Source organism: Hydrogenophaga laconesensis (assembly GCF_031457235.1).
Lineage (GTDB): Bacteria > Pseudomonadota > Gammaproteobacteria > Burkholderiales > Burkholderiaceae_C > Hydrogenophaga > Hydrogenophaga laconesensis.
This window is the reverse complement of sequence record NZ_JAVDWE010000010.1, coordinates 179,256-201,428: the sequence shown is the minus strand read 5'-3', so window position 1 is coordinate 201,428 and position 22,173 is coordinate 179,256. Positions and strand designations below refer to the sequence as shown.

General features: G+C 63.9%; 29 protein-coding genes. 6 read left to right on the top strand and 23 right to left on the bottom strand.

The annotated features are described in order from the left end of the window. Position 1: 1 nt before the first annotated feature. The 19 genes from J2X09_RS18030 to J2X09_RS17940 form a co-directional block, all read right to left on the bottom strand. Positions 2-1,564, bottom strand: coding sequence for a hypothetical protein (locus J2X09_RS18030; RefSeq protein WP_204731974.1), 1,563 nt, complete (start codon positions 1,562-1,564; stop codon positions 2-4). Then, positions 1,561-2,619, bottom strand: coding sequence for a hypothetical protein (locus J2X09_RS18025; protein WP_204731975.1), 1,059 nt, complete (start codon positions 2,617-2,619; stop codon positions 1,561-1,563). Before J2X09_RS18025 ends, J2X09_RS18030 begins: the two co-directional genes overlap by 4 nt. 19 nt (positions 2,620-2,638) lie before the next feature. After that, complete coding sequence (locus tag J2X09_RS18020) at positions 2,639-5,356, bottom strand: coiled-coil domain-containing protein (protein ID WP_204731976.1); 2,718 nt, start codon at positions 5,354-5,356, stop codon at positions 2,639-2,641. Beyond that, positions 5,356-5,997 carry a DUF6441 family protein gene (locus tag J2X09_RS18015; RefSeq protein WP_204731977.1) on the bottom strand — a complete coding sequence of 214 codons (642 nt, stop codon included), beginning with the start codon at positions 5,995-5,997 and terminating at the stop codon, positions 5,356-5,358. Before J2X09_RS18015 ends, J2X09_RS18020 begins: the two co-directional genes overlap by 1 nt. A gap of 5 nt (positions 5,998-6,002) precedes the next feature. Beyond that, positions 6,003-6,158, bottom strand: coding sequence for a hypothetical protein (locus J2X09_RS18010; RefSeq protein WP_184038985.1), 156 nt, complete (start codon positions 6,156-6,158; stop codon positions 6,003-6,005). 29 nt (positions 6,159-6,187) lie between these two features. Continuing rightward, on the bottom strand, positions 6,188-6,589 hold the full coding sequence (locus J2X09_RS18005; protein WP_204731978.1) for a DUF6631 family protein: 402 nt from the start codon (positions 6,587-6,589) through the stop codon (positions 6,188-6,190). After that, positions 6,589-7,341 carry a phage tail tube protein gene (locus J2X09_RS18000; RefSeq protein ID WP_204731979.1) on the bottom strand — a complete coding sequence of 251 codons (753 nt, stop codon included), beginning with the start codon at positions 7,339-7,341 and terminating at the stop codon, positions 6,589-6,591. Before J2X09_RS18000 ends, J2X09_RS18005 begins: the two co-directional genes overlap by 1 nt. A 2-nt stretch (positions 7,342-7,343) precedes the next feature. Then, on the bottom strand, positions 7,344-7,559 hold the full coding sequence (locus tag J2X09_RS17995) for a DUF7210 family protein (protein ID WP_204731980.1): 216 nt from the start codon (positions 7,557-7,559) through the stop codon (positions 7,344-7,346). A 4-nt stretch (positions 7,560-7,563) separates the two neighbouring features. After that, entirely contained in the window at positions 7,564-7,989 is a 426-nt protein-coding gene (locus tag J2X09_RS17990; protein ID WP_204731981.1) for a hypothetical protein, read from the bottom strand. A gap of 10 nt (positions 7,990-7,999) precedes the next feature. Then, positions 8,000-8,278: a head-tail joining protein gene (locus tag J2X09_RS17985; RefSeq protein ID WP_204731982.1), complete on the bottom strand. Its 279-nt coding sequence runs from the start codon at positions 8,276-8,278 to the stop codon at positions 8,000-8,002. Then, on the bottom strand, positions 8,278-9,282 hold the full coding sequence (locus J2X09_RS17980; protein ID WP_204731983.1) for a major capsid protein: 1,005 nt from the start codon (positions 9,280-9,282) through the stop codon (positions 8,278-8,280). The genes J2X09_RS17985 and J2X09_RS17980 overlap by 1 nt, the downstream gene beginning before the upstream one ends. A gap of 75 nt (positions 9,283-9,357) precedes the next feature. Beyond that, a complete protein-coding gene (locus J2X09_RS17975) occupies positions 9,358-9,735 on the bottom strand; it encodes a head decoration protein (RefSeq protein WP_204731984.1) in 378 nt (125 codons plus the stop codon). 3 nt (positions 9,736-9,738) lie between these two features. Further along, entirely contained in the window at positions 9,739-11,055 is a 1,317-nt protein-coding gene (locus J2X09_RS17970; RefSeq protein WP_204731985.1) for a S49 family peptidase, read from the bottom strand. A 1-nt stretch (position 11,056) separates the two neighbouring features. Further along, positions 11,057-12,544 (bottom strand): phage portal protein, encoded by a 1,488-nt coding sequence (locus tag J2X09_RS17965; RefSeq protein ID WP_374726516.1) that lies wholly within the window; start codon positions 12,542-12,544, stop codon positions 11,057-11,059. An 8-nt stretch (positions 12,545-12,552) separates the two neighbouring features. Further along, positions 12,553-12,774 carry a phage head-tail joining protein gene (locus J2X09_RS17960; RefSeq protein ID WP_204731987.1) on the bottom strand — a complete coding sequence of 74 codons (222 nt, stop codon included), beginning with the start codon at positions 12,772-12,774 and terminating at the stop codon, positions 12,553-12,555. Beyond that, the gene (locus J2X09_RS17955; protein WP_204731988.1) at positions 12,774-13,166 is read right to left on the bottom strand and encodes a hypothetical protein; all 393 of its coding nucleotides are present in this window, start codon (positions 13,164-13,166) and stop codon (positions 12,774-12,776) included. The genes J2X09_RS17960 and J2X09_RS17955 overlap by 1 nt, the downstream gene beginning before the upstream one ends. Then, positions 13,166-13,657, bottom strand: coding sequence for a hypothetical protein (locus tag J2X09_RS17950; RefSeq protein WP_204731989.1), 492 nt, complete (start codon positions 13,655-13,657; stop codon positions 13,166-13,168). Before J2X09_RS17950 ends, J2X09_RS17955 begins: the two co-directional genes overlap by 1 nt. 17 nt (positions 13,658-13,674) lie before the next feature. Continuing rightward, positions 13,675-15,636 carry a phage terminase large subunit family protein gene (locus J2X09_RS17945; RefSeq protein WP_204731990.1) on the bottom strand — a complete coding sequence of 654 codons (1,962 nt, stop codon included), beginning with the start codon at positions 15,634-15,636 and terminating at the stop codon, positions 13,675-13,677. After that, positions 15,636-16,172, bottom strand: a complete 537-nt coding sequence (locus J2X09_RS17940) for an elements of external origin (protein ID WP_204731991.1) — start codon at positions 16,170-16,172, stop codon at positions 15,636-15,638. The genes J2X09_RS17945 and J2X09_RS17940 overlap by 1 nt, the downstream gene beginning before the upstream one ends. Before the next feature lie 117 nt (positions 16,173-16,289). Here J2X09_RS17940 and J2X09_RS17935 point away from each other — a divergent pair, with 117 nt between their 5' ends. The 6 genes from J2X09_RS17935 (at position 16,290) to J2X09_RS17910 (ending at position 18,563) form a co-directional block, all read left to right on the top strand. After that, positions 16,290-16,496 carry a DUF6900 domain-containing protein gene (locus tag J2X09_RS17935; protein ID WP_204731992.1) on the top strand — a complete coding sequence of 69 codons (207 nt, stop codon included), beginning with the start codon at positions 16,290-16,292 and terminating at the stop codon, positions 16,494-16,496. A 94-nt stretch (positions 16,497-16,590) separates the two neighbouring features. Next, a complete protein-coding gene (locus tag J2X09_RS17930; RefSeq protein ID WP_204731993.1) occupies positions 16,591-17,112 on the top strand; it encodes a DUF3489 domain-containing protein in 522 nt (173 codons plus the stop codon). Positions 17,113-17,204: 92 nt separating this feature from the next. Beyond that, positions 17,205-17,423 carry a hypothetical protein gene (locus J2X09_RS17925; protein ID WP_204731994.1) on the top strand — a complete coding sequence of 73 codons (219 nt, stop codon included), beginning with the start codon at positions 17,205-17,207 and terminating at the stop codon, positions 17,421-17,423. A gap of 93 nt (positions 17,424-17,516) precedes the next feature. After that, the gene (locus J2X09_RS17920) at positions 17,517-17,876 is read left to right on the top strand and encodes a hypothetical protein (protein WP_204731995.1); all 360 of its coding nucleotides are present in this window, start codon (positions 17,517-17,519) and stop codon (positions 17,874-17,876) included. Positions 17,877-17,976: 100 nt separating this feature from the next. After that, entirely contained in the window at positions 17,977-18,339 is a 363-nt protein-coding gene (locus tag J2X09_RS17915) for a hypothetical protein (RefSeq protein WP_204731996.1), read from the top strand. Further along, a complete protein-coding gene (locus tag J2X09_RS17910) occupies positions 18,339-18,563 on the top strand; it encodes a hypothetical protein (protein ID WP_204731997.1) in 225 nt (74 codons plus the stop codon). The genes J2X09_RS17915 and J2X09_RS17910 overlap by 1 nt, the downstream gene beginning before the upstream one ends. Here the strand turns inward: J2X09_RS17910 and J2X09_RS17905 are convergent. The 4 genes from J2X09_RS17905 to J2X09_RS17890 all read right to left on the bottom strand — a co-directional run bounded on the left by J2X09_RS17905 (position 18,523) and on the right by J2X09_RS17890 (position 22,173). Further along, positions 18,523-19,764 carry a site-specific DNA-methyltransferase gene (locus tag J2X09_RS17905; protein WP_204731998.1) on the bottom strand — a complete coding sequence of 414 codons (1,242 nt, stop codon included), beginning with the start codon at positions 19,762-19,764 and terminating at the stop codon, positions 18,523-18,525. The genes J2X09_RS17910 and J2X09_RS17905 overlap by 41 nt on opposite strands. Next, positions 19,761-21,179 (bottom strand): site-specific DNA-methyltransferase, encoded by a 1,419-nt coding sequence (locus tag J2X09_RS17900; RefSeq protein WP_204731999.1) that lies wholly within the window; start codon positions 21,177-21,179, stop codon positions 19,761-19,763. Before J2X09_RS17900 ends, J2X09_RS17905 begins: the two co-directional genes overlap by 4 nt. Before the next feature lie 378 nt (positions 21,180-21,557). Continuing rightward, positions 21,558-21,971 (bottom strand): DUF6362 family protein, encoded by a 414-nt coding sequence (locus J2X09_RS17895; RefSeq protein ID WP_204732000.1) that lies wholly within the window; start codon positions 21,969-21,971, stop codon positions 21,558-21,560. Continuing rightward, entirely contained in the window at positions 21,964-22,173 is a 210-nt protein-coding gene (locus J2X09_RS17890; protein WP_204732001.1) for a hypothetical protein, read from the bottom strand. Before J2X09_RS17890 ends, J2X09_RS17895 begins: the two co-directional genes overlap by 8 nt.

The window sequence follows — 22,173 nt, the reverse complement described above, 5'->3', positions numbered from 1 at the left end:
GTCACTCTCCCTCGTAGGTTTGGCGGTCGTTGCCACGCGGTTCGGGCAACTGCCGCGCCGTCAGCGTGATCTCAACCAGCGCTGGGCTGTGCCAGTACAGCTCGACAGCGTCGTGGTCGAGGCGGCAACGAGAGAGTCGGATCACCCGGCTACCTTCAGGCACCCATTCATCGAGGCCCGAGCGCAGCACCAGCACACCGCCCTGATCCAGATGGCAGGTCGCCGTCAGGACGTATTGCCGGGTGCCGTCCGGATGCACGATCAGGCACGCTGCGGGGCGATGCCAGAAAGCAGAGACGTCATCTCCCGTCACACGTAGGAAACCGTCCTCGGGATCGGCCTCGGCAGTCACCCACAGCACTGGAGCCAAACCATCCGGCAGCCAGAAGGCTTCCAGTCGCCCCTGTGTGCGCCACAGTCGCGCCCGCCAGATCTCGATTTCCTCGGGTGTGCTGGCCAGATAGCGGCGCTGGAAGGTGGTGGCAGGCCACGGATCGTCGCGGCGTACCCAAGGATCGGCAGGCGAGAAATCCTGGCGCGTGATGACCCCGGCCACCGCAGCGGCAGGATCGTCACGCCAGTTGCCATCGGGCCAGACCGGAATCTCGTCGAGCCACGGATCGTCGAGGACATCCATGTCCGGCGTTTGCGCGGGGGTGATGGTCGCCGTGGCACTGCCACCGACCATCCCCGGCACCCACTGGGTCAAATCCGCCGGATCGACTGCACAGCCCCACATCAATGGCATCACGCTGCTACCGGCTCCGGCAGCACGCGCCAAGGGCTCGGCCAGCCACAACAGATCGCTTTCCACGTCGCTGAGTTGGGCGACTTGCCAGCCATCAGCCGCGATGATCAGCACCCAGCGTTCATCGCTCTGCCAGCCTTGCACGCCATCGTTGGTCAGCCGCAGTGCGGCTGCTGGCGGGCCAAAATGCCGCCAGTCCGCATCCGACACATCGAGCGCCAGCGCGCCACGTTCGGCGGATTGGGTGAGGTGAACGGCGTACTGCGGCAGCGGCCACCATGCCGTTTTGCCCAGATGGTCGGCCAGCCAGTCGGCGACCAGCGCATCGGATTGGCGCGCGTTGCCGACCTTGTAGGTGAGCAAACGCCCGGGAACGCGTCGCCGGGCCTGTCGCGATTCGTTGCCGCTGGCCAGCCTCACCACACTGGTCTGCCACTCCAGCCGTTCGACGAGGGGCTCGGCCCAGTCGTGGCGGAAGGCAAACACGCCGCGTTGCGCATCCGGCCACGGCTGGTCGCCAAAGGCGTCCATACCTGTCGCAACGATGGCGCTGGATGCCGTGTCCCGGCGCAGCACTTCTATCAGGAACGCCGGAGCGTCGATGGGCGGCCACGGGTACGCCAGAGACTCGGCAAGCCAGTTCGCCGCCAAGTTGGGCGGAACCGGAGCAATGGCGGTTTCGGGAGTGAAGGTGGCCGCGCTGGCTCCGAACGATGCGCGCGACAGCACTTCGCCCTGAAATTCCGGCAGTTCACTTCCGGGCGTCGGCTTGCTGGAAGTCTCCGCGATGTCCTGAACGACGACGCGGTCGGTCATGCCGACTCAGCTCCGAACTCAGCGGCATTGAAGGCTGCTTCCGTCCACTGCACGTTGCCGTTCGGATTGCGCTCGAACAGCGTGCTCTGCCACGCCAGTTGCTCCTGCAGGATGATGTCGGTGCTGACGGCGCTCTGCGCACCACTGACCACGAGTCCTTTGACCTTGCCCAGCCCCGCGTCGGTCTTGCGCGCCAGCATGGTCAGTTGCACACCGTAGATGGCGGGCGTGGCCATTACAGGCAGCGGCTCGACATCGAAGGACTGGCGCAGCCCCACGTTGGGCGCACTGATCGCTGTGGCTTCGTCCTCGTCGCTGACGGCTTCCCAGGCAGCAGTGCCGACCGGACTGGGAGTCCACTGGTTCAAACTGCCATCGGCCTGAGCCTGCAAGGCATCGACGCGCACATCACCGAGGAGGGTGTTGTTGATCGTGCCGCTGGTATCGGCGATGTAGAAGTCGTCGACGTCGATGGTCAGCGGACAATTCTGGCCGGGCACCGCACCTGCGAATGCCGTGAGCAGTTGGCCGCCGCCCTGAATGGTGTTCTGCGCGGTCATCTGGATGGCCAGGATGCCGTTGATGCGCACTGACAGCACACCGTTGCTGGTGCCTTGCGTGACCTGCAACTCGATGTAGTGCCAGCCGCGCGCCGGAACGCTGGCGACTGAGACAGAGATCAACTGGTCATAGCCGTATTGCCAGCGGTAGAGCTTGAGCCGACCGTCCTCGCCGATTTTCACGAGATGCGCGACCTGCGAGTTGGCATCACGCACGCCCAGCAGCAAGGGCTCGGTGTAGGTGTTCTGGTACGGCACCACGCGAATAGCCGCCCCAACGATCAGGCTGGTCTTGGTGGCGTCGAGGTTCTTGACGTAGCCACCGCCAGAACCTTCCGGCAAACGCAGGGCATAGGAGGACGGACGACGGCCATTGATCCGGGTGGCCTGCGGTGACAGATACGCCGCCTTGCCACGCGCAAGCCACGGATCGCCAAAGCTGTCCACGGCCTGCGGGTCGTAGTGATCGAATCCGTCGATGAACAGTAGTGCCATTGGACTTTCCCCTCAAAATTCAGCCTTGGAGCGCCGAGCGGATGGCCCGTGCATTGCGCCCGATGATGTTGACGATGACTTTCTCTCCGGCAGGCGACTGCAGGTGGTCGTGGGTCACACCCGGATCGACCGCGTTGACGATGCGCACGGCCTGATTCATCTGCGGCTGCGCGGGCGGCACTTTCACCTCCGGTACCAGCCCGCCCGCTGCGAAGGCCAGTTCGCCACCCTTGAAACGTGGGCCGGCCGACAAGCCGTTGAGCGAGTCGAGGAAGGCCACGCCGACTTGGCGCACGGCGGTTGCACGCACGACGTATTCGCCTGCCGACAGGCGCGCCGGGATCGAATCCGACGTGGCGCTGCCCGGCCCGGAGACCAGACCACCACCCGCGAACTTCTTGATGCCACCCAAGAGCGCCATCACGGCGGCGACCATGGCTACCATCGCGGCCACCGCGAGCGCCGGGCCAACGTAGGGAATGGAAGCCTGCGACGCCGCCGCCCCGGCTCCCGCCTTGGCTGCATCCATCGACACCACGGCGGTGGTTTCGGTGGTCTTTTGGGCGACCTTGGCGGCGCTGGCCGCCGCATCGACGGTCTGCTCCTGCTGGATGAAACCGAGCTTGAGCGCCAGCATCCGCGCCTGCATGGCAATCCACTGCTGAAACGGCTGGATCACGATCTGCCGCAGGAAGGCATCGGCCACCTGCTGGAAGATGCTCGACAAGGCACTGCGCCAGGTCTGCGCACCAGTGATCATCCCGTTGAGCGCGCCGCCAAAACTCTCGCCGATGCGATTCCACAGCGGGGCCATTTCATCGACCGTGAGCCGGGTGCGATCCAGCTCGTTGCGCCACGCCTGCACGCGAATCACCGCATCCGGCCCGATGGCCTGCGCGGCTTGCTGCATGGTCGGCAACAAGCGCTCCATTTCTGTGGCTGATTGCTGTTGCAAGGCCACTATCTGCTGACGCGCCTGTGCTTCGGTTAGCAGCCCGGCCTGCTGCTGGGTCTGAAGGGCCTCCTGCGCATTGCGCAGACGCTCGGTGACCTGCCGCCATTGGGTTTCCAGTGCGGATAGGTTCGCTTGCGCCGCCTTCACGTTGATCAGTCGGTCAACGAGCGACACGCCGTCGGCATCACTTTCTGCAGCGAGACGTGCCCGCAGATCGCGGTAACTGCGCTCGATGGCAGCTTGCCGGTCGGCATCTGTAGCCGTGCCTGTGATCTGTGCCAGTTCCTCACGCGCCTGCGCCAAGGCATCGGCCAGATCACGCTCGGCTTGCGCTGCCTTGCGCGCATTGGCCTGCTCGATGTCCGTGCGCCGGTTGTTGAGCGTGATGAGGTCGGCTTCCGCCTTGGCGACCTCGGCCTTGGCTTTCAATCGGTCGTTTTCCGATTTGCCCGTGGCGGCGACTTGCTGACTGCGGGCCAGCTCCTGCTGCTTGCGAGCAATCTCGGCATCGACCTCGCGCTGCTCAATGGCTGTTTTCTGCGTGTAGTAGTCGCGCACCGAAACCAGACGGTCTTCGAGTGCAGCATCCAGCGCAGTTTGTTGCCGGGTCAGACCGTCCTTGAGCAGGGCGAACTCGGCGTCCAGCTGCGCTTTCATCAGCGTGCTCATTGCTGTACTGAGCGCGCCGGTCGTGTCCTGCGCTGGCTTGACGGCTTTGGGCTTGGTCAGGCGCTGAAGCAGTTCCGGATCGGCCTGGATCTTGGGTGCCTTGACCTCGATGGGCTTGGGGTCGAACAGGCTGTCACGAAAGGACGCCAGTTCATCCAGCCGTTTGACCAGATTGCCCTTGAGGTCGGCAATGATGGCCTTGGCCCCATCGGTGTTGCCCTTGAGCGCCTCGACCGCCGCCGCCACACCGGCACCAATGGCCTCGCCCAAGGCGACGAAGGCCTTGCCGACGGTGGCGGCACCGAGCGCCAGGGTCTTGAGCACCAGCACCACACCATCCAGGATCGCGCGCAGTGTGCCGCCTTGCTTGGCCGACTCGACCATGCCACCGGCCATATCGTTCAGGGCGGGCAGCAAGGACGCGATGATCTGGTTGCCGATGCTGGTGGTGGCCAGTTTCAGCTTGTCGAGCGCATCGTTAAAGTTGCCCGCCTGCGCCGCAGTCTCACTACTCATCTGCACGCCGAGCGCCTGCATCTCGGCGGCGAGCTCATTGATGCCGTCGCGCCCCTGATTCAGGAACGGGATCAGCTCGGCTCCCGACTTGCCGAACAGTTGCACGGCCAGGGCGGTTTTCTCCGCGCCATCGGGCATGGCCTTGAAGCGCTCGGCCAGATCGAGCAGCACCTGATCGGTGGCCCGCAGGGTGCCGTCCTGGTTCTTGAACTCGACACCCACGGCAGAGAATCCGCGCGCGGCATCTTCCGACCCAGTCGCGGCTTCCAGCATCGTGGTGGACAGCTTGCGCAGCCCCTTCTCGAACGATTCGCCGGACACACCGGACTGCTCGGCTGCCGGTTTCCATACCGACAGGGTCTCGACGCTGACACCGACACGTTGCGACATCTCGTCCAGCGCATCACCAGTGTCGATGGCCGATTTGACCATCGCGGTCAGACCGGCCACGGAGACAGCCACCCCGAGGTTGGCCAGCACGCCGTTGACGCTCTTGGCGGTGTCGGTGAGGCCGCCCAGCCCGCGCTTGATCGAGTCGAAAGCGGTCTTGGTCTGGTCGACGGCACTGATCAGGATTTGGGCACGATTGCTTGCCATCAGACTTTGTCCAGTTCTTGTTGAATCGCCCGCGCCAAGGCAGGCAGTGCGCGTTGCACGCCACCCGCCAGATTCAGTCGTCGTTTGAGATCGACGCGCTTGACCAGCACGGCGATGGGAATCTCCTGGCCACGCTTGATCTGCTTGGCCCCGGTACGACCACGCTCGGCACGTTTGAAGCGGCCCAGCTGCCCGGCGTTCTCTTTGATGTTCTCGGCCATCAGCAGCACGCGACCGTTTTTCTCGATGAAGAAGGCATTGCCCGAGCGCATCAGGCCGTCAATGACCGCCTTGAAGCGCTTGGGGCCGATGCGCCCGGGCAGCAGAGGTATCAGCAAATTGCCGCTCACCGTGCCGCCTTTCTCATGCAGACCGAGCCAAGGAATCTTGCTGCCCACCAGCAAGGCGGGCAGCTGTTCGGGCTTCTTGTCGAACACCTTCACACCCATCGAGGAGATGAAGCTGTTGCGCTTCACGGTGAAGGCGTTGCGCATCTCGGATCGCGCCGCGTCACGCACCTCACGCCCGCCCGATTGCATGCCCTTGGCGACGGCAGTGTGGATGGCGCGACGCCGCTCGGCGCTCCAAGCCGCCAACTGGCGTGGATCGAGCAGGCCGGTGGTGGTCAGTGACAGGCGCACGTTTTTCAGTCCTTGAGCAGATCGCGTTGCAATTGTTCGATGCCACGCTTCTCGCCCTGGGCTGCCACGGCATGAATGCCGAGCAGCTGGGCAAGCTGCTGCCGTTCGATCTGTCCGTCGACATCCAGAAAGGCTTGCGCCTGCGTGAGCGTGTAGGCCATCACGTCGCCAAGGCGGTGCCCGGCGCGGATCAGACGGGCGACGGCAGCGTCCCAGCCGAGTTCGTCAGCGAGCGCAGCGTCGGGGCGAGTCGCTGAGCCGCGCCCTGAACCGCCGGAACGACGTGCGCCACGAAAAAATCCGCGTTGACCTCGAACACGGCGGCGGCCAGAAGCACGGCGTCCTCCAACGACAGGTCGTTGATCCACGTGCGCTCACGCCGGGTGGTGATCGCCAGCAGATCGAGCACGGCATCGCCGTGCCGCGCGAACAGCGCCATCCAGTCCGGATCACTGCTGATCTCCTCGACCAGCGGACGCACCACGGCCAGCAGCCGTGGCAATTCGCCCAGCCTGATCGGCGTCAGTTCCAGCGCGGTGCCGGACAGCGTTACAACCACCGGTGCAGGTGGGAAGGTTTTGAAGTCATCCATCACAACAGCACCAGACGGCCGAATTGACCGAGATCACCACCGACCGGCTTGGTCAGATCCGCCAGCACTTGGCCCGACAGCTCGAACTTCAGCAGTTCGTCCGTGATGATCGAGAGTTCCTTGGCCGGGTTGATGGCCACGCGGTAGAGGTCGATCACCACCTCGCGGTTGCCGTCGGCGGTGTTGAGCCCCTCGAAGCGAATCCAGCGCTCGGGCAGCGGCTGGGTGAACATCGCCGTGCTCTGCGCTGCGCCATAGGCGTAATCGACCGTGAACGGCTCGGTGTACGGGCCACCCGACGTGGCATCCAGCACCACCAGCGAGCCGTGCTTGGCATTGACGCTGTACTGGCTGGCCGGGAGCGTCTGGGGCGTGGCATCCGAGTCTTGGATCTGCACGGCCGATACGTTTTGCATGGCCAGCGGATACAGACTGCCCGGCGTGACCGGGTTGGGCAGCAGCTCGCCGGTTACCGTGCCGGGCGTGATCGTGGTCGTGGTGCCGTAGAGCGCCAACGCCAGATTGGTGGCGATCAGTTCTTCCAGCGTGCAGGCGAACTCGCCTTTCTTGGTCTTGATGAGTTGCAGGTCGGTCAGGCGCTGGCCCGACTGCGCTTCTTGGTGCTCGATGGTGTCCACCGACAGCGACACCTTCAGTTCGGGCACGTTGCCGACGAAGGTCAGTCCGGCGGGGTTGCCGAGTTCATCGCGTGCGCCGATGTAGACGCGGCCTTGTCCAGAAAAGTAAGCCATGTTCAGTCTCCTTGGGTGGCTGCAGTTGTGGAAACACCGGACGTGGCATCACGGCGGGCGGGTTTGGAATCAGTGGTGGGTGTGGCGGACGCCGTAGCGGTCTTGGCCACGCCCTGCGCGACCAACCAGCGGGCACTGGCGTCATTCAGGTCGAAGCGATCACCAACGACGAGGCGCTTGCCTGCGTGGGTGTGGGGTTTCAGAAGTTCGATTTGCATGGGTTCATCCTGTTTGGGTGAGATCGGTGGCGTGGGTGCGGTAGCGGATTTCGTATCGGGCTGGGAGTGCAGTGGCAGCGGCGTCGGCGTCATCGAATTCCCATTCGCAATCGATCTCGCGCACGGCGATGGCCAGCCCACCGAGATTCGGGTCGGCCAGCAAGGCCGCGTGGGCAGCGACTAGTGCGAGATCGGCCACGTCGAAGGCATCCGCGCCGCGCGTCACCACGGCAAGCCGAACGATCAGCAGCCTGTCGACCAGGTGGTTGGCGTGGGCGGTGATGCTGTCGCCGTCGGCGAACAGCAACAGCGCGGGACTGGCCTCACGGGTGACCGGCACGGCGGGCATGCGCAGCACCGGAGTCGGTGCAATCGCAGATGACAGGCGCGCGACGACCTCCCGCAAGATGCGCTCGCGGACAGAGTTCATGGTGGTTTCCTCAGAGTTGGGAGAGCGAGGCGCGACGCTCGGTGCCGTCGCCGATGGCGCGCACGTCGCGCACCTGATAGGTCACGCCCGCGATCTCGACCGCGTTCCCGGCAACCAACGTCAGCCATGAAGCTGGGTAGTCGAGCTGGTAGTCCCGCGAGAGTGCGAAACCATCGAGCACGGTTTCGTCCGGAGCGCGGAAGGCGCAGTGCACCGTTCCGCCCGCAACCGTGACCGGCGTCAGCAGCCCGGCGTTGCGGGCTGCTTCGTAGAACGTCGCAACGTCCATCAGGCGGAGGTCAGCTTGATCAGCACGCCCGGGCGATGGCACATCGGCAGCGGGTTCGATTGCGTGTGCAGATCGGTGCCCCGGTCGAATTTGCGCGGCTCCTGCTTGGCATACAGCGACTGCCCCAGCGTGTTCACCGTTTCATTGAAATCGGCAGGCGCGAAGTAGGTGGCGAAGGTGTCCACCGTGCCCAGCGGGAACGCGTGGGCCTCACCGGCGGCGATGAAGCGGCGCGTATTGCCATTGGCATCGGTGGCTTGCCCTCGGTATTCCTCGAAGGTAATGCCGCCATAGGTGAATCCGGCGCGCACGTCGTTGATCAGGATCGCGCCGTTCTGCCAGTTCTCGAAGGCCTTCTCGACCTTGGCGTGGCCAGTCAGCGAGGCGAAGAATTCGGGCGAGCACAGGCAGTGCACGCCGTTCATGAATTCGCCCTTGAGGTTGTCCTCGATCTTGGCCAGCACAGCGGAGCATTTGGCCTTGACGTTGGTGCCTCCCGCGCCGAGTTCGAAGGAAACCGTCTCTGGGGTGATCTCGAACGCGTCGAACAGATCGATCAGTTCGCTGCCATCGGCATCGAGGATCTGCCCCTTGAGCGCCCCCATGCGCAGGTGCTCCAAGGTGATGGCGTGCTTGTTGCGCATGGTTTCCAGATGCCGGGCCATGACGCCACCAATGGCCTCCATCTCGGTTTCCGAACCAAAGGCGCGCAGACCTTGCACCTCCTCGGGCAGCACCACATCGTCGTGTGGGATGTGCGGAATCACGAAGGAGCGCAGCTTGCGCTGGCCGCGTTCACCTACCGTGCCGGGCGATCCCGGTGCGCGGGTGGGTAGCAGGTTCAGGCGACCGGCGTACTCTTCAACGATGATTTGTCGGGTGCGCACCGGCTTGGCCGGGAGCAGGTTCAAGGCCTCCAGCCGACCGTAGCGGTTGGGGATGAGATTGATGGCTGCCGTCAGGCTGGCCATCGAGAAGCCGGGGTTTTCAAAAGGGTTCTGCATTTTGGATCTCCAGAAATGACGAAACCCGCCAGTGGCGGGTTTTCAGGGGGAGTGAGGTGGATGTGTCGGGCTGGATCAGGCGCTATCGCGGGTCACGATGCCCAGTGCCTTGAGCTGCTCGATGGCCGCAGCCTTTTGCGCAGCGCTGATGCCGGTCGGCCAGACCAATTCGCCGCGCGCGACGATGGCGTGACGGGCGATCAGGATGGCGTCCTCGCGATCGATCAAGGTTGCATCGACGTCGTTGCCGAGCACGCCGACGGTGGTTTCAGAGCCGTCGGTGGCGGTCGGATCGATGGCCTTGAGTTTGGCAGTGGCCGTTTCGCGGCCCACCACGGTGCCCAGAGGCAAGTTCTGCGCGGCAGCGACGGTGTCCTGGTCGCGCGAGTACAGGTTCGGCGCTTCGTATTTCAGAAGATCCCCGAGATTCTTCGGTTGTGCGATGGCGGTCATGGCTTACTCCTTTGCGGTGAGTTTTTTGACGGCGGCCACCACCGGGCTGTCTTCAGGACGTGTGGTGATGCCGGTGTCGGCGGTGATGCGAGAGGCGATTTCGGGCTGGTCGGCCCGGGTTTCGAGCAAGGCACGGCGCACCTGCGCTTCGGAAAAGCCCGCAGCCAGGAACTCCGCCGTGCGTTGCGACTGACCTGCGATCAGGCACAGCTCCGCGATGGCCTGCGCCTGACCTCGCCCGCTGGCGAAGGACTGCGCCAGTGCCGCATGGGCCGCAGGCGTCGGTTGCGGATCACCGTCGGGCTGCGGCGGATCGCTCTGCGGGTCTGTGTCGGTCGGATCGCTCGGATTGTCGTGGCGGTCGTGGTCGTCTTGGGGTTCTTTCATGGTGTTCTCCAGAGTGAAAGGTCGGGGTCGGGGCGAGGTTGAGAGAGGCTTCGGGGACTGGCCTCGCGGCGAGGCGCGTGCAACGCCGGGCTGCGTCAGCCTCTGCTTGGCGGCCAGCGCATCGGTGAATTCAGTCATCACCTGTTCGAGCGGCATTACTGCGTCGGCGAGGCCCACTGCCACCGCCTGTTCGCCGTAAAACACACCTGCCTCGGTGGCACGCACGGCATCCGGGTCGAGGCCGCGCATTTGTCCGACCTGATTCACGAAGATGTCGTAGAGCCGATCCACCTCGCTCTGTAGCGCGGTGGTGGCCTGCGGACTGAGTGGCTCGTGCGGTGAGAAATCGTTCTTGTGGCTGCCCGCGAAGACGGCGGTGTAGTTCAGGCCGTCCTTGGCGTCCTTCACCGACTGGTCGACATGCAGCGCGATCACGCCAATCGACCCGACGCCTGCGGTTTGTGACAGCGTCAGGCGCTGGCATGCCGCCGCGATGGCAAAGGCCGCCGAGTAAGCGGCGTCGTTGGCGTGCGCCCAGATCGGCTTGATCTGACTGGCGGCGCGAATGCGCTCGGCCAGCTCGAACACGCCCGAGGCCTCACCGCCGGGCGAGTCGAGATCGAGCAGGATGCCCGTCACCTGCGGGTCGGCCAAGGCGGCATCCAGGCGGGCTTCGATCTCGCCGTAGGACATCAGGCCAGAGGCGGCTTCGATGCCCATCGAACGCTTGACCAGCGTGCCGACCACTGGGATGACCGCAATTCCGGCAGGGCTGGCTGCGGTGATCTGCCGGGGGACGGATAGCGGCATCGCCATGTCCAGATCGGGCAAGCCGATGCGGGAACCCAGCACCGAGAGGATCACGTCGAGTTTGGGGCGCGCAATGAGGAGCGGCGTCCCGTAGAGGCGGGACGCCAGATGAATGAGCTGCATGTCAGTTGTCCTGATGGTCTTGCGGCACTGCCACCGTGGCGGCCGCATTCATGGGAGCGCTCAGAGGAGCTTTGTCGTGGCGGGGGTCGGAGTCGAAGACCAGACCGAGCTCGTCCGCCCGCTGGTTGTCGGCGGCGATCTCGCGGTCGATGTCCTCGGCGTCGTAGCCGAAGGCGGATATGGCTTCCGAGCGAGACAGCAGCCCGGCGCGAATGGCGGTCAGCATCGCGTCGAATTCTTTCTTGGGATCGACCCATTGCCAGCCCTGTGGAATCCACTTGGCCGACAGGTACTCGCGCCTGCGACGATTGAAGTCGGGGAGCGGCAGCGCTGCCTCCAGCACAGCTTGTTCCATCCAGGCCCGCCAGATCGGGCGGCACAGCTGATGCACGATCACACCATGCTGGATGGCCTCGCAACGGCGGCGAAACTCAAGCAGACCGGCCCGGATCGATGAGTAGTTCACCTGCGTCAGATCGCCCGTCAGCATCTCGTAGGTGATGCCCATCGCCGCAGCCACCGCCCGAAACTGCATGCGCAGAAATTCGGCGTAGCTCGCGCCGACGTCGGCGGGCTGGCTGAACTTCACGTCCTCGCCGGGTTCCAGAATCTGCATCGTGCCCGGCTCCAGACCGGCCATCGCTGCGCCGCTGGCGTCGGGCAGCCCTTCGCCCATCAGGTTGTCCTCGGGCGACAGGCGTGTGATGAAGCCTGCAAACATCGCGGCGGTTTTTTTGCGCACGAGTTCCGCGTCGTCGTATTGGTCGAGTTCGTTGAGTTTGACCAGCGCGCGAGCGAGCCACGGTTCCCCCCGGATCTGTCCCGGCCGCAAGGGGCGAAACAGGTGGATGATCTCGCTGGCAAGAACACGAACCGTGTCGATGCCGCCGGTGCCGGACATGGGCGCGAGCGAACCGTCACCGGGATGCGAGCGGTAGAGGTGGTAGGCCACACGTCGCCCGAGTTTGTCGAACTCGATGCCTGCGCGGATCACGTTTCCCGAGGCCAATTCCTGATTCAGCGTGGCTGGCAGGTGTTCGGGTTCGAGCAACTGCAATTGCAGGCCCACCGGCAGACCATCCTCCGGGCGGCGGTAGCGCAGCCGAACCAGACATTCCCCGCCTTCGAGCATGGCGCGACAGGCCAGCGCCTGCAGTCCATAAAAATCCGTCAGACCAGCAGCATCGGCTTCTTCGCACCAATCTCGCCAAAGGCTGTGAATGGCTTCACGTGAGAGCTGATCGGTCAGCATGCTCTGTGGCTTGATGCCTGTACCGATGGCATTCGAGACGAAGGCCTCGACACCCGCAGCCGCCCAGGCATTGCGCCGCACCAGATCGCGGCTCTTGGCGCGCAGTTCGTTCTGAGTGAACGCGAGTACCGCGACCGCACCGGGATTGCCGACCTGCCATGCCAGCGCACGTCGACCACCGCCGATGCCGTCGTAGAACGGTGTGCCACCGAACAGGCGACGGCGAATCTGAGTCATCCAGCCCATCAGAATCCCTTGCCCGTAGTGACCCGGATCTGGCGAGGCGCACCGGGCCACAGTCCGGTGTCCACGGCCTGCTCGAAGAGGTCGCGCTTGACCGCCGCGATGGCGGCCTTGAGTTCATCGACGCTGCGGTATTCGACGGTCTTGTCGCCAAAGGTCACGCGCTTCTCGCCCTTGACCAGCGCCGCTTCCAATGCGTCGAGGTGTGCTTGTGTGTAGGCCATCAGCGGAACACCGTGAGGTTGATTTCAGAGGAGTCGTCGAACGATGCGGCCGTGGTGGCGCAACTGATGTCGACGTACTGGGCGGTCTTCTGGTCGGTGGTGGATCGCACGATGGCGATTCGCTGCGTGCCGCTGTTGGTGCTGCTGCGGACGAGCGCCGTCCAGCAGTAATTGGCATCCGGCATGGCAGTAGCGAAGGTCACGCGGTAGCGGCCAGCCGCCGTTCGGGTCACGCTGGCCACGTTGTGCGACGAGCGCACGACGATTTGCGTGCCGACATAGCCGAAGCACACCCACGCCCGGGCCAAGCCGGGGTGGGTGGCGTCGATCTTGGTCTTGACCTCGAGCCCGACACGACTGGCCAACGCACTGATGCGCGATGCGAGGCTCATCAGACCAGCGCAGCCACAAAGACCGCGACGAAGTCGGTGTCGGTGTTGCCGACATCACTGGCCGCGACGGCACCGATGTTGCTGCGCGCCTGGAGTTGTTCGGCGACGGTCAGCGACTGCGCAGCATCGAAGCGCACGCGGTTGTTGACGGCGGCGAGCAGCGCATCCAGACCACTGGTGCCGTTCTGCAGCAGTTGCTGGATTTCCACCAGCGTGTCGTAGGCGGCATCGGCACCGCCCAAGATCTCGGTCTTGAGCGCATCGAGCAGCGAGACGATCTTGTTGGACGAGTAAGTGCTGGTCGTTGCAATCTGCGCGTCATCAATTACCGCAGAAGACACCACGGCGGCCTGCAGTTCGTTGATGGCCGCGACCAGATTAGACTTGTCGGTGGTGGTGAGGTTGGCCAGGTTGCCTGCCTTGGCGCGGACGTCGTTGAATTCCTGCGCGACGCGGATGACCAGGCTTTCGATACGGGTAGCAAGACTCATGTTTTCTCCTTGGGGTGTCAGGACAGCCAGCGGCTTTTGATCACGCGCCGACCGGTGTTGCGGTTGCCAGAAACAGCGAGGCCACCGCGTTGGGTGGCCTCGTTGGTTGATTCGGTTGGTGTTTCAGGGGCAGGCGGACTGGCCAGCCCCAGTTGTCGCTCCAGTTCCCGCCAATGGCGTTCCTCGAAGCGATCCAGGCCCGCCGCCGATGCGGCCGCGCGGGCGTAGACGTAGCAGTCGAGCGCTTCATTGCGTTCGCGCATCTTTTGCCACTCGCGCACCGGGAAGCCGTTGCGGTCGCGGCGGGTGATCAGTTGCTCCGCGCAAAGCTGCTGGATGAATTCGGCGTCGATCTTCGGCAGGTGGACGAACCCGGCAGGAAACAACGTAGTCAATCCGTCCTCGCCAACATCGGCGCTCTTGCGCAGGTTGTTGTAGAACTCCAGCTTGGCGATGCCCACCGCCACCGAGTACACCTTGATGCCTCGGCGCAGCTTCTTGCCGCCCTGCGACATATCGACGGCAGTTGGCGTCCCGATCAGGGCTGCACCGCGTGGCACACCCTTGACCGCCATCACGCGCGGATCGCGGCAGGCCCGCACGAAGGCATAGGCCTCCTGCGTGGCAAAGCCGGTGTCCAGCGCGAAGCGGGCCAGCGGCATCGCCGCGCCAGAGGCGTGTGTCCACGATTCGGAGAGCATTTCAGCGAGGTGCTTCCATACCGTGTCGCGGGCGGTGTCGCCCATCAGCACACGGTGCTCGACCAGCCAGGACTCCTTGCCGCGCCCGAAGGCCCAGACGGAGGCCTCGATGCGATCCTTCTGCACGTCGGCTGCGCCCACCAGCAACAGACCGCCTTGTGGCACGCTGCCGACGCGATAGTCCTCGCGGCGCTCGACCAGCCGTTGCCAGTCCGGCGCTTCACCTTCTTCGACCCAGGTTTCGCCCAGCTCGGTGTTCTTGAAGGTCTTGATGGCGGCGGCCGATCCTGATTCCTTGCTGACCGCGCTCTCCCACGCAGCGGCGATCTCGCGCCAAGCACGCCAGCCCACCGGGCTGTACAGCGACGACAGGTGAAAGCCCGCCGTCTTGCCCGTGCCATCAGTGATCATCGCGCGCCACTCGCCGTGCTCCAGCATCCACGTCTTGTGGTGCTCGGCAATCGCGGTGTCACACGACTCGCAGATGTAGGCAGCGGTCTCCGGTTGCCCTTTGTCCCAGCACAGCTGCTCGAAACGCAGCCACTGCCGATGCGAACAGTGCGGGCACGGCACGAAGTAGCACCTCTGGTCACTGGCCTCGTACTCACGCTCGATGGCTGACGCCCCTGAGATCGTCGGTGTCGAGACGATGAAGATCTTGCGCCGCGCGAAGGTGCGCGTGCGCGCCTCGGCCAGCGAGATCGCATCGCCTTCACCCTCGACGTCCAGCGGGTAGCCGTCGACCTCGTCGAGAAATAGGTAGCGCACCGGCATCGAGCGCAGACCGACCGCGCTGTTCGCACCAGTCATCACCAGCACACCGCCCCTGAATTCCTTGGCCAGGATGGTGTTGCCCGAATCCCTGCTGCGCGCCGGTGCAATCAGTTCGGCCAATGCCGATGACTCTTCGATCAGCGGATCGATCCGCTGCTTGGAGTTGCGCTTGGCCATCTCTACTGTTGGCCACACCGCCATCATCGGGCCCGGCGCGTGGTGGATCACGTAGCCGATCCAGTTCGATCCCATCTCAGTCGCGCCAAGCTGGGCGGCTTTCATGAACACCACGCGCTCGACCGGGGAGGTCGGCGACAGGCAATCCATGATTGCTTTCAGGTACGGCGTGCGGCTGGTGCGCCAGCGCCCCGGTTCGGCAGATGCCTTACTGGAGAGCATCCGGTGGCGATCCGACCATTCGGACACGGTGAGCAGCGGGTCGGGCGTCAATCCTTCACGCCACGCACGCTCGATCTCTGCAGCACCTTCGTAGTCCATGTCCATCAATCCACCCTTGGGCGCATCTCGCCCAGTTCCTGCAGGTGCTCACGCACCGCCGCCTCCAGGGCGATGTGCATCGTGTGCGGATCGACGCCGAGCTTGGCCGCCATCTGCGCCGAGATGCGCGCGGGCCAGTTCAACCATGCATCGCGTTCGGAGCGCGCCAGCTTGAAAACGTGGGCGATGGCCTGCGGCCGATCTACCAGCTCGCCCTTGAGGCGGGCCAGACGCACCTTGTTGGTTTGCGCCTTGACCACTTCGTTGACCGTCCGCGCCTGCAGTAAGGACGTGCCACCTGCTGGCAACGCTGCGGGTCCATCTCCTGTGGCCCCGCTGGATTCCGGGACGGCGACATTGACGGCGCGGGTGGCAGTTCCATTGCGAGGTGCATCGGAGTTACGTGCCCATTCGCGGTCGACGCGCTCGGCATCAATCGTTCCGTCTGCCTCCGGCGTGACCCGCCCCGCAGCGATGGCCTTGCGCACCGCAGCATCGGACACCCCTCGGTGGCGTGCGTAGGCACGAATCGAAATACCCATATTTCCCCTTCGGGGCACCTTCAATCATTTGTTCGTCATTCCTGCGGATTGAGCTTGGCTTCCATCGGGAACAGCGCGTTCATACGTTCGTCATCAACACCATCAAAGGACACGGACATGAGCCAGATCGAAACCATCCTCTCCCTGATCGCGCAGAAGCACCTCGGCATCGAGACGCTGGAAACGCGCAGATCGGACAGTCTCGATTTCCACGACACGGCGGTCTGGTGCATCAAGGACGCACTGGAGGCGGCCTTCAAAGCGGGCGTCGAACTTGGCGCATCGATGCCCAAAGCGACAGCGTCGGAGATTGCCAACGACTGACCGAAAGATCGGCAAGCCAAGCAAGAAACGCTTGGCTTCACTCCTGAGCAGCGCGTTCATCACATCGTCATCAACCACCCCGAAGGAGCAGATCATGACCACCACCCAACTGACCCTGTCCCAGCATTCCGTCTTGGCCTACGCCATCCACAACACCAGCGGCAAGATCGATTGGTTCCCTGACAATCTCAAAGGCGGTGCGCGCAAGAAGGTGCTCGACGGCCTGTTCAACCGCGCACTGATCACAACGGACGGCACCGACTGGTTCGTTGCCGCCGAGGGTTACGACGCAATGGGGTGCGCTCGTCCCGCACTTGCGCCTCTGGAGGCCGACCCCGAGATTGAGGAAGCCGTGACGGCAGCCGAGGACTCGTGGGCCAAGGACAGCGCAGCGGAGCCAACCAAACCGCGCACCCGCGAGAACAGCAAACAGGCCGAAGTGATCCGGATGCTGCAACGCCCCGAGGGCGCGACCATTGGCCAGATCTGCCTGGCCACCGGCTGGCAGGCGCATACGGTACGCGGCACCTTCGCCGGGGCCTTCAAGAAAAAGCTCGGCCTGAGCATCGTCTCGGACAAGCCGCAGGGTGGCGAGCGGGTCTACCGCATCGCCTGAAACAAGATGGCGAGAGCAGCCACGAATAGCTTGGCTTCTCTTGCCGCCAGCGCGTTCATACGGGTGTTGCAACGATCAACCCGGAGAACACCATGAGCGCCATCGAGAGCATCCACCACACCCTCAAGAAAGGTGACTGCGTCGCTTACTACATCAACCGCAAGATCAGCACGGGCCATCACAGCACGCGCAGCGAGCCGGTTCGTCGCACCGGCATCGTCCAGGGTTGGCGCGACGGCAAGGTGATCGTGCTACACGCGGCCGGGTACACCGAGACCATTGCCGATGCGGATCTCTACCTTGTCGAATGATCTGAAAAGAAGCCAAGCCGCGCTTGGCTTCTCCATCTAACAGCGCGTTCATGCTGGTGTCGTGATTGACGACGCATCACAAGGAGAACCGCCATGAGCACCATGACCATCACCATCGAACGCACCCCGCGAACCCTGCAATTCAGCGGTCAGAGCATCCAGATCGAGGAGTTGAGCATCCGCCTGCCGTTTTCACGCAAGCCCGCCGACCTCGGAGAATTGGGCGGGAGCGATCAGCACAAGGTCTACATCACCGAAACAAAGGAGCTGACCACCGCCGAATTCGACACCTTCGCGCGCAGCCTTCTGGTGTCACGCGACTGGCTGCGCGGCAAGGGCGGTGGCACCGGCGACGGATACCTCTGTGTCGAGGTCACTGCACCCGGACGCCCCTATCTCTACATCAATCCCGAGGGCGGCGATTACGCCCGCTACGTGGCCCGTCTCGGGTGATCGAAATTGATCGGGAAAGAGGCCGGGTACAGCTTGGCTTCTCAATCGAACAGCGCGTTACTACGGGTATCGCAACGATCAACCCGAAGGAGAAAACGCCATGACCACCAACCCAATTCCCGCCACCCAGAACGATTCCTGGGGCTTTTGGGGCACGATGAATGAACATGCCAGTGCCGCATGGCCCTTGGCCATGACTGCCATCTCGGATGCCACAAGCCAGCCCCTCGAATCGGTTCGGATCTTCCTCGATAGCAGCCACGGACGCCACTTTGCCGACGACGTCCAGAACGGTTTGCACCAAGGCCAAGCCTTGCAGGATGCGATCAACGCCGCCACCCAACGCTGGATGGGTTGGAGGATTGGCCGCCAGACCAGCAAGCAGTACGGCATCCCGCGCGGCCTGCCTTACCTGACGGGCTTTGTGATCCACTGCGAAATCTGGGACGAGATGGCCGCCTGATGAAAACGCCCGCCACCGAACGGGAGCAGGCGCTGCGTTGGCTGATTGCCAACCGGCGTCCGGACGTCTCCATCGAGCAGGCCGTGCGCGTGATGTGCACGGCACTGCCCCGCGATCTCGCTACGATGCAACTGCTGCGGCGCATCGCCGAGGAAGAAGAGGCCAAGCAGCCCGGTCAGCCATTCAACTGGCGCACACTTCCTGGTCTGCTGCCTCGCGGATAGCCGTCTGGCCGGTGAAGTCCTCCCACCGGCGCACGATCACATCCACGTACTTCGGATCGAGTTCGATCAGCCGCGCGACGCGACCTGACTTCTCGGCCGCAATCAGCGCCGTGCCGGAACCGCCGAACGGATCAAGCACCACGTTACCCGGGCGGCTCGAATTGCGGATGGCCCGCTCGACCAGCTCCACCGGCTTCATCGTCGGATGCAGGTCATTCTTCTGCGGCTTCTTGATGTTCCAGACGTCACCCTGGTCGCGGTCGCCACACCAGTGGCGTTGCGCACCCTCGGGCCATCCGTACAGGATCGGTTCGTACTGGCGCTGGTAGTCGGCGCGGCCGAGCGTGAAGGTGTTCTTGGCCCAAATGATGAACGTCGACCACTTGCCTCCGGCGGCGCGGAATGCGGCCTGCAGCACATCCAGTTCGCTGGACGACATCGCCACGTAAATCCCGCCCCGGCAATGCGTAACGGTCGGCGTTAACGCCGCCAGCAGGAAATCGTAGAAGCCATCGCCCAAGTTGTCGTTGAGGATCGCGCGATCCCTGCCGCGCATCTTGTCCTTCGCGCTGTTGGCATAGTTCACGTTGTACGGCGGGTCGGTGAACACCATGTCCGCCACTTCGCCTTGCATCAGGCGGTCGTAGCTCTCGGCCACGGTCGAATCGCCGCACAGCAGCCGGTGCGAGCCCATGATCCAGATATCGCCCGGGCGCGAGATCGGCGTTTCGCCAACCTCTGGCACTGCGTCTTCATCAGTCTGCCCCTCGTTGTTGGGCTCGTCGCCCGCCAGCAATTCGGCCAACGCGTCGGCATCGAAGCCGGTCAGGTCGATGTCAAAGCCTTCGAGTTGCAGGGATTCCAGTTCGATGCACAGCATCGCGTCATCCCAGCCTGCGTTCTCGGCAATCCGGTTGTCCGCGATGACCAAGGCGCGGCGCTGGGTCGGGCTCAAGTGATCGAGTACCACCACGGGCACGATCTCCAGCCCGAGTTTCTGCGCAGCCGCCAAGCGCCCATGCCCGGCGACGATGATGCCGTCGCTTCCGGCCAGGATTGGATTGGTGAATCCAAACTCGGCAATCGATGCGGCGATCTGCGCCACCTGATCATCCGAGTGCGTCCGCGCGTTGCGGGCATAGGGCAGCAGTTTGGCGGTCGGCCACTGCTTGATCTTGTCTGCCAACCAGGACGCGCTCATTGTTCTGCCTCCGTGGTGGCCAGACGTTCTTTGGCCACGTCATCGAATGACTGGCCAGTAGTGATCAGCGTGACCGGCACGCCGTGGTGGTTTTGCTGAAAGCGCTTGATGGCCACGTCCACATACTCCGGCGCGATTTCGACGCTGCGGCAAATGCGGCCAGTGCGCTGCGCGGCCAGCATCGTGGTACCACTGCCGCCGAAGGGCTCGAACACGATGTCACCCGCATCCGTGTAGGCCTTGATCACGAACTCCGGCAGCGCCACTGGGAACACGGCGGGGTGATCGATGTCCTGTCCGATCTTGCCTTTGTGGCGCATCACGCGGATCACGCTATCGGGGATGCGGTTGTCCTGCGTTGGCTGGCCTTTGTGCGTCCAGCCGCTGACTTCGCCGTCCTTGCTGCGCATTGCCGTGGACGATCCATCGGCGCGCAGGTGCGATTCCTGCCCCGCGTGCTTGCAGGGCACGATCTTGTTGGGTTTGCGGGTGCTGCGATTGAAGTGGAAAACGAACTCGAAGCTGGGAGCCAGTCGCCCCTGCCAGTCGCCGGGCATGCCCGGACCCTGATCCCAGACGTACCAGGCAAAACGCCGCCATCCCGACTGACGCATCCATCCGAGCCACGCATCCCAATACGGAATGACTTCGTTGTCGCGATGGATCAATCCGAGATTGACCAGCACCTGGCCTTCGTCCGCCATCGGCAGATGGCCGAACACGCCGCGCATCAGGGCATCCCAATCGCCGATGCCGCCGGAGGTGTAGTCGCGCTGGTTGCCATAAGGCGGTGAGGTGAAGCACAGCCGAGCGGCGTCACCCTGCATCAGCGCGGCAACCACTGTCCGGTCGGTCGCGTCGCCACAGATCAGTCGGTGTGATCCGATGGCCCAGACATCCCCGACACACGATACCGGCACCACCGGCGCGTCAGGCACGTCGTCTGCCGCATCGGGTTCGCCGCTGTTCGCATCGTCCTGCGCCGCCGGTTCCTCTTCAGGGGGCGCGGCATCCGCCAGCAGTGCGTCGATCTCGATGTTCTCGAAGCCGGTCAGCGCCAGCTCGTAACCGGCTTCCGAGAGTTCCGTCAGTTCGAGCGCCAGCATCTCTTCGTCCCAGCCCGCATCCAGCGCCAGCCGGTTGTCGGCAATGACGAGAGCGCGTTTTTGCGCAGTGGAGAGGTGGGCCAGTTCGATCACCGGCACCTGATCCAGCCCCAGCTTGCGCGCAGCGGCCAGACGACCGTGGCCCGCGATGATGCCGTTGTCGCCATCGACCAAGACCGGGTTCGTCCAGCCGTATTCGACGATGCTGGCGGCGATCTTGGCAATCTGCGCCTCGGAATGCGTGCGTGGATTGCGGGCGTAGGGAATCAGCGCCTCGACCTTGCGGTACTCGACGTTGAGCGTGTTCAAAGATGATGTCCTGAAAATAGAAAACCCGCCGACGAAAACCGTGGGCGGGCTTTGGGGTTGGTGCGAACTGGCGGGGTGCGAACTGCGAACCGTGCGAACCTTGGTTCGCACCCTGACGCTAAAAAAGCGCCGCGCTGTCGCCCCCCGCATTGGCTTTTGGCCGGGAAGGACCCGTTGATTTTCGGGCGGCTCCCTCTGCCGTCACCTCTGTCCAGAAGATAGCTGAAATACTACCCCCGACCGGCCCGTTTTGTTGCAGGGCTGCAGGGCCTCGAAACGGACAAACAAGGCAAGGCGAGGACAAACACGGCAGGCATTACCCTAAATTGCCCACGTTTTTGGAACATCCCTTGTCAAGTCTCGCTGCATGGAGCGTGATCACTGTGCGCGCAGCGTGACACTGCCGTGCGCTGCATTGAGGTGTTCGGCAACCGTCTGCAATGCCCGCTGCCAATGCCGCCATGCCGTGGTGCGGTCGCAGGCGAAGCGAATCGTGATGTCTCGCCACCCGTAGCGCTTGGCCCGCATCCAGACCAAGTGCCTGTGTTCCTCCTCCAGACATTGAACCCAGCGCATGACCTCCAGCATCCGCTCGATGGCAGCAGGGTCGGGAGGGAAGCGATAGACCGTCGGTTCTGCCCCGAGGTTTTCCCAGGACATGCGTTTGATCGCAGGCCAGCAGTTGAAGTAGCCCTGCACCCGCACGGGTGGCAGACGACGTGCAGTGCTGACCGCCTCTTCGAAGCGAGCGGCTACGTCCTCGATTGTCCAAGCATTGCGATGGTCAGCCATGACGTCGTCCTCCTGCACCGTAGAGGCGCTCGCCGATCTGGCGCACCAGTTCGCGTTCCATCCAGTCGAGACGTTCGTCGTCAGCGGAGACGACCAGGATGCGCTGGTCATGCCAGCCACGTTCCTTGATCGCATCCATATCCGTGGCTTGAGGTTGCAGCCGCCCGAGGGGGCAGCGGTATTGGGGTGTCGGAACCTTCAC